Here is a 6,272-nt window from a genome sequence, read left to right as displayed (position 1 = left end):
TTCTTCTTGGGGGTATCGATGCTTCCGGCGGCTTGATCCAGCGCCGCATGGGACTGCCTGATGCAACAGTGCTGGTGCTGCAAGGTACGCTGTTTGTCGTCATCCTGTTCTGCGAGACGTTTTACGGACGCTTAAAAATCTTCAACCCCGATCTTTGGAAGAGGACCCCATGATGGATGGCATAGGCATCTGGGGCGTTCCGCTCGCCATTTTCGCGGGGGCGATCCGCGTCTCTACTCCCTTTATCTTCGTAAGCCTTGGGGAATCGATCACCGAACGATCCGGGCGCATCAACCTTGGCCTTGAAGGAACGCTGGTCTTCGGCGCGATGACGGCCTACGCCATCGCCGTGCTGAGCAATTCGCCGTGGCTGGGGGTGCTTGCGGCCATGGGGACCGGGGCAGTCTTTGGTCTCATTCACGGCTACATCTGCAAATTTCCCAAGGTCAACGATATTGCCATCGGCATCGCCATGATGCAGTTCGGTCTGGGGCTCGCATTCTTTCTTGGAAAGCCGTTCATCCAGCCTGTCGCGCCGCACCTTCCCTCAATCGCACTCGGTGGATGGTCGAACGTGCCGCAAATCCAATCGGCGCTGAACATCAATATACTCTTCATCCTCGGTGCACTTCTGTCGGTTGCCCTTTGGTGGGCGTTCAGGAACACCCGTATTGGGCTTATTCTGCGGGTCGTTGGCGATAGTTCCGACGCCGCTCGAGCCATGGGTTTCAACCCTGATACCGTGCGGCTTCTGGCAACAGCGGTCGGCGGCTCGCTTGCAGCCGTCGGCGGGGCTTATCTTTCGTTGTTTTATCCCGGCTCCTGGAACGAAGGGATTTCTTCTGGCCAGGGCTTGATGGCTGTGGCGCTGGTCATCTTCGCCCGATGGAACCCGATCGGCTGTTTCTTTGCCTCCCTGCTCTTTGGTGGGGCGGGCGCGCTCGGTCCCGCACTGCAATCGGTCGGCGTCACGCAGGGTTACTATCTTTTCTATGCCGCACCCTATGTGCTGACCCTTGCCATTCTCGTCGCCACATCCTCGCCTAGCAGATCGTTGGCCGGCGCTCCGGCGGCCCTCTCCATCACGAAGTAGGAACCTTCGCCATGAATAGCCTCGCAAATACAATTCCGACCGGTCAAACACTCAGCTTTATCGACGCCAATCCCTATCCCTGGCCCTATAACGGAGCTTTGCGGCCAGACAACACCGCGTTGATCATCATCGATATGCAAACGGATTTCTGCGGTCCCGGCGGTTATGTGGATCACATGGGCTATGACCTTTCTCTCGTGCGCGCGCCCATCGAGCCGATCAAGGCTGTGCTCGCTGCCATGCGGACCGGAGGCTACCATGTCCTTCACACGCGGGAGGGGCACCGACCGGACCTTGCCGACCTGCCCGCCAACAAGCGCTGGCGCTCGCAGCGCATCAACGCCGGCATCGGTGATGCCGGTCCCTGCGGCCGCATTCTGGTACGTGGCGAACCTGGTTGGGATATTATTGAGGAGCTCTATCCGATCGAAGGGGAAGCGATCATCGACAAGCCTGGCAAGGGTTCCTTCTGCGCCACTGACCTCGAATTGATCCTGACGAAAAAACGCATCGAAAACATCATCCTCACAGGCATCACCACCGATGTGTGCGTTCACACCACCATGCGCGAGGCCAACGACCGGGGCTTCGAATGCCTGCTGCTCGAAGACTGCTGCGGCGCTACCGACTACGGTAATCATCTGGCAGCAATCAATATGGTAAAAATGCAAGGCGGTGTGTTCGGTTCGGTTTCAAATTCTCCGACGCTTGTGAGCCAATTGCCATGATCGCGCAAATCCGCGACACCCCTCTTCCGCAAGCCGGCAAGGCCGTCGGCATCGAGACGCTCGGCATCACCATGCGTTTCGGCAGCTTCACCGCACTCGACAATGTGTCGATCGGCATTCCGGCCGGGACGTTTCATGCCTTGCTTGGCGAGAACGGTGCCGGAAAATCCACGCTCGTCAAATGCGTCATGGGTTTCTACCACCAGACCTCGGGCTCCCTGTCGGTCGACGGCCGCGAGGTGGAAATTTGCTCGCCAAAGGACGCAGCGACCTATGGGCTTGGCATGGTCTACCAGCAGTTCACACTGGTACCGTCTCTGACCGGTGCGGAAAACTTGGTAATAAACCGAACAAACGTACCTGCCATCATCAACTGGTCCAAGGAACGCAAGGACCTCAATGCGTTCATGGAACTGATGCCGTTCAAGATCCCGCTCGACCGGCCGGTGAGCGAGTTGGCGGCTGGTGAGAAGCAAAAGCTTGAAATCGTCAAGCAGCTTTATCTGGGGCGTAGCTTTCTCATTCTCGATGAACCCACTTCGGTGCTGACGCCTGCGGAAGCCGACGAAATGTTGAGCCTCGTACGCGGCATGACGGAGCGAGGCGAATTGACAGTATTGATGATCTCACACAAGTTCCACGAAGTGACCAAATTTGCCGACGCAGTCACGATCCTCAGGCGCGGTAAAATGGCGGGAGGCGGTATGGTGAAAGACCTTTCGCCCAAGCACATGGCCGACATGATGATCGGCGATGTGAAACTTGCCGAGTCCGATACCCGTATGCCGGTTGCGCCAGAAGCCAAGCCAATCCTGGTTGTCAGCAACCTCAGGGCACCCGACCGCACGGGCTCGAAGACCATCGATATCGGCAATTTGACTGTGCTTGCCGGCGAAATCGTTGGCATTGCCGGTATTTCCGGAAACGGCCAGAAGGAGCTTGCAGAAATTCTTGCGGGCCAGCGGCCGCCGGATGCGGGTAGCATTACGGTAAAGGGTTCTCCCTACGCCGCTACCCGGCAGGAAACGCGGGTGAACAATGTACGGTTCATTCCCGAAGAGCCGCTGAACAATGCCTGCGCACCCAAGATGACAGTCACGGAAAACCTTGCTTTCCGCACGTTCGACGTCAAGAAGCAAGGCGGCGAAGCTGTCTGGCTCGACATGAAGTCGATGCGCAAGCGTGCCGCTTCGTTGGTCCAGGATTTCAAGATCAAGGCAGCTTCCAATTCCTCGCCGATCGCATCGCTTTCCGGCGGCAACGTCCAGCGTGCAGTACTTGCCCGCGAACTGACCGGCGCGGTTGACCTATTGATCGTTTCCAATCCCTGTTTTGGCCTCGACTTCTCTGCCGTAGCCGAAATCCGCGCGCGCATTGTCAGGGCCCGCAACGCCGGCACCGCCGTGCTCCTTTTGTCGGAGGATCTCGATGAACTGCTGGAAATGTCCGATCGCATCATGGTGATGTCCGAAGGCAAGCTTGTCTATGAAACACCTGCCTTTTCAGCCGATATCTCGGTGATCGGCGCCCACATGGCGGGGCATCATTGATGACCGGGATCAATGCAGAGCCGTTCGCATTTCCGCTCAAGCGCAATGCCATCGCGCTCATCGTCATCGATATGCAGCGCGATTTTGCCGAAGAGGGTGGCTTTGGCGCCAGCCTCGGCAACGACGTCGCCCGCGTTCAATCCATCGTGCCGGACGTCAAACGCCTGATCCAGGGATTCCGCGATGCGAAGCTGCCGGTGATTCACACAATGGAATGTCACCGACCCAACCTTTCCGACCTGCCTCCTGCCAAGCGCAATCGTGGCAACCCGCCACTGAAGATCGGTGACAGGGGGCCCATGGGACGGATCCTGATTGCGGGTGAGCCCGGTACCGCCATCATGGCGGAACTGGCACCAATCGATGGCGAGACCGTGATAGAGAAGCCCGGCAAAGGCGCTTTTTATGCAACCCCGCTCGATGACATTCTTAAGGTACGTGGCATCGCGCAGCTCGTCTTTGCCGGTGTGACCACTGAGGTCTGCGTGCAAACCACCATGCGTGAAGCCAATGACCGTGGATATGAATGTCTGCTCGCCAGGGATGCGACCGAGAGCTATTTTCCAGAGTTCAAAGCAGCGGCCATTGCCATGATACAGGCACAGGGCGCCATCGTCGGCTGGATTGCTTCTGTCGACGATGTCATTCAAGGAATTTCAAATGCCTGAAACGATGCTCGCGGGGCTCACAGCCGGGGGTTGGCGGACATTGGGGTTCGATAGGTTTCGGACGGGTGTGATGATCCACTGGGTTCAGCCCTTCGAGGGTGATCAACCCGGCGTCGCACTACTCAGATACGATGCCGGCGCTGGCGTTCCGCGCCACCGGCATATGGGCCTCGAAACCATCATCGTCCTCGACGGCACCCAATCCGACGAGACTGGCGACTATGGCCCCGGTAGCGTGGTTATAAACAAGGCAGGTACTGAACATTCAGTCTGGAGCGAGAGCGGTTGTGTGGTGTTGATCCACTGGGACCGCCCGGTGAAAATATTGCAAGAGGAAGAGGAATGACTGGCGAACACGCTTTCGATATCAAGTCCCTGCATGCGGCCTACGCCGCCGGCTGGCCAATTTCGGATATGATCGAAACCGTGTTCTCACGCCTCGAAGCAGTCGACGATCCGGGTATTTTCCTTCATCTGGCGAATAGGGACGCTCTGCTGAACGAAGCCGCAAGCCTTGGTGCATTCGATCCGGTCGCCCGGCCGCTGTGGGGCATCCCGTTTGCAGTGAAGGATAATATTGATGTCGCCGGAATGCCGACCACTGCCGCTTGCCCGGATTTTGCCTATTTGCCTGACAAGGATGCAACCGTCGTTCGCCTCTTGAGGAAGGCGGGTGCGCTTGTTTTTGGCAAGACCAATCTCGACCAGGTCGCCACCGGCCTCGTAGGCGTGCGCACGCCCTTCCCTGTGCCACGCAATGCCATCGATCGTTCGCTCGTGCCTGGAGGTTCAAGTTCGGGCTCTGCCGTGGCCACGGCGCACGGCATCGTCACATTCGCACTCGGCACCGATACGGCGGGTTCCGGCCGCATTCCGGCCGGGCTTAACAATATCGTTGGCCTTAAACCCAGCGTCGGTGCGCTTTCCACCAGCGGTGTTGTTCCCGCCTGCCGGACGTTGGATTGCGTTTCCATTTTTGCACTTACCACTGATGACGCCTGGACCGTTTTTTCGTTGGCAGCAAAATACGATCCCACTGATGCCTACTCGAAATCGTTCCCGGCTATCGCCTATGGTCACCTTCCGCCAGTTCTTAGGATTGGCGTGCCGCGCACACAGGATCGGCAATTTTTTGGCGACCCCGCAATGGAGTCGGCCTTTGGCCAGGCCCTCGATACCCTGACCCGTTTGGGTCACCAAATTACCGAGGTTCCCTTCGCGGACTTTTATGCCACAGCGAACTTGCTTTACGAGGGGGCATGGGTGGCTGAGCGATATGCCGCGGTCAAGGATTTCTTTGATTCGCGTGAAGACGCCTTCCATCCGGTGACGCGAACGATTTATGGAGGCGCAAAAACCTTGTCGGCTGCCGATGCCTTCAACGGCCTTTATGCATTGCAGTCACTGAAGCACAAGTTGGCATCGCTGATCGCTTCCGTCGATCTTTTCTGCGTGCCCACCGCGCCGCGGCACTATACGCGAAGGGAACTCGAAGCCGAACCCATTCGCGAGAACTCGCGGCTCGGCACCTATACCAATTTCGTTAATCTGCTCGACATGTGCGGCATTGCAGTACCAACCGGCCGGCGGTCGGACGGACTGCCAGCGAGCGTTACGCTGCTGGCAGTGTCCGGTAAGGACGGTTTGACAGCCCGACTCGCCCGCGACCTTCACACCACGAGAGGCATGACACTTGGCGCAACCGAGTGGGGTTTGCCTGCGAGCCACACCCAGCCAGAAATCGTAGAAAATGACCTGATCGACCTGGCTGTCGTTGGCGCGCATCTCTCCGGCATGCCGCTCAACGGCCAGCTGCGTGCGCTCAATGCTCGATTTTCGCGCACGGCAAGCACGACAGCCGCCTATAGGCTATATTCGCTTGCCGGCCAAACCCCCGCCAGACCTGGACTCGTTCGCTCCAGCAATGATGACGGTGCGCCAATCGAGCTTGAGGTTTGGCAACTTACACCGGAAGCTTTCGGACTATTCGTCGCGGCCATCCCCCCACCACTAGGCATCGGTAGCATTCAGTTATCTGACGGAACGTGGGTCAAGGGTTTTCTGGCTGAGTCCGCAAGTCTGCAAGGCGCGCAGGAGATTTCGGGTTATGGCGGATGGCGGGCGTATGTCGACAGTCTCGCCACGCCATGATCCCTCCTCGTTGGAGCCGTATGGGTGGAATTTGATCCTACCAACGGCATGGTCGGTGATCGTGATGTGATCCGGGCTGCTG

The 6,272-nt window shown here is 58.1% G+C and carries 6 protein-coding genes and 1 pseudogene; all 7 read left to right on the top strand.

The window, feature by feature from the left end; genetic code table 11:
• Positions 1-173: pseudogene (locus AAAB35_RS02920) on the top strand (ABC transporter permease); the annotation flags it as partial.
• Positions 173-1,093 carry an ABC transporter permease gene (locus AAAB35_RS02915; RefSeq protein ID WP_340666736.1) on the top strand — a complete coding sequence of 307 codons (921 nt, stop codon included), beginning with the start codon at positions 173-175 and terminating at the stop codon, positions 1,091-1,093. The pseudogene AAAB35_RS02920 and the gene AAAB35_RS02915, both read left to right, overlap by 1 nt.
• 11 nt (positions 1,094-1,104) lie before the next feature.
• Positions 1,105-1,821, top strand: a complete 717-nt coding sequence (locus AAAB35_RS02910) for an isochorismatase family cysteine hydrolase (RefSeq protein WP_340666734.1) — start codon at positions 1,105-1,107, stop codon at positions 1,819-1,821.
• Positions 1,821-3,371, top strand: coding sequence for an ABC transporter ATP-binding protein (locus AAAB35_RS02905; protein ID WP_340666735.1), 1,551 nt, complete (start codon positions 1,821-1,823; stop codon positions 3,369-3,371). Before AAAB35_RS02910 ends, AAAB35_RS02905 begins: the two co-directional genes overlap by 1 nt.
• Entirely contained in the window at positions 3,371-4,039 is a 669-nt protein-coding gene (locus tag AAAB35_RS02900; RefSeq protein WP_340666733.1) for an isochorismatase family cysteine hydrolase, read from the top strand. The genes AAAB35_RS02905 and AAAB35_RS02900 overlap by 1 nt, the downstream gene beginning before the upstream one ends.
• Positions 4,032-4,385, top strand: coding sequence for a cupin domain-containing protein (locus AAAB35_RS02895; protein WP_340666732.1), 354 nt, complete (start codon positions 4,032-4,034; stop codon positions 4,383-4,385). Before AAAB35_RS02900 ends, AAAB35_RS02895 begins: the two co-directional genes overlap by 8 nt.
• Positions 4,382-6,190, top strand: coding sequence for an allophanate hydrolase (gene atzF, locus AAAB35_RS02890; protein ID WP_340666731.1), 1,809 nt, complete (start codon positions 4,382-4,384; stop codon positions 6,188-6,190). Before AAAB35_RS02895 ends, atzF begins: the two co-directional genes overlap by 4 nt.
• Positions 6,191-6,272: the final 82 nt, after the last annotated feature.

The sequence above is a fragment of the Phyllobacterium sp. genome (genome assembly GCF_037994425.1).
In the GTDB taxonomy this organism is placed as follows: domain Bacteria; phylum Pseudomonadota; class Alphaproteobacteria; order Rhizobiales; family Rhizobiaceae; genus Phyllobacterium.
This window is presented reverse-complemented; position numbering and strand designations above follow the sequence as displayed.

Excerpts from the sequence above, each read along its gene's own strand:
- AAAB35_RS02915 (WP_340666736.1), top strand. The coding sequence starts at position 173 with ATGGATGGCATAGGCATCTGGGGCGTTCCGCTCGCCATTTTCGCGGGG.
- AAAB35_RS02910 (WP_340666734.1), top strand. The coding sequence starts at position 1,105 with ATGAATAGCCTCGCAAATACAATTCCGACCGGTCAAACACTCAGCTTT.
- AAAB35_RS02900 (WP_340666733.1), top strand. The coding sequence starts at position 3,371 with ATGACCGGGATCAATGCAGAGCCGTTCGCATTTCCGCTCAAGCGCAAT.
- AAAB35_RS02895 (WP_340666732.1), top strand. The coding sequence starts at position 4,032 with ATGCCTGAAACGATGCTCGCGGGGCTCACAGCCGGGGGTTGGCGGACA.
- atzF (WP_340666731.1), top strand. The coding sequence starts at position 4,382 with ATGACTGGCGAACACGCTTTCGATATCAAGTCCCTGCATGCGGCCTAC.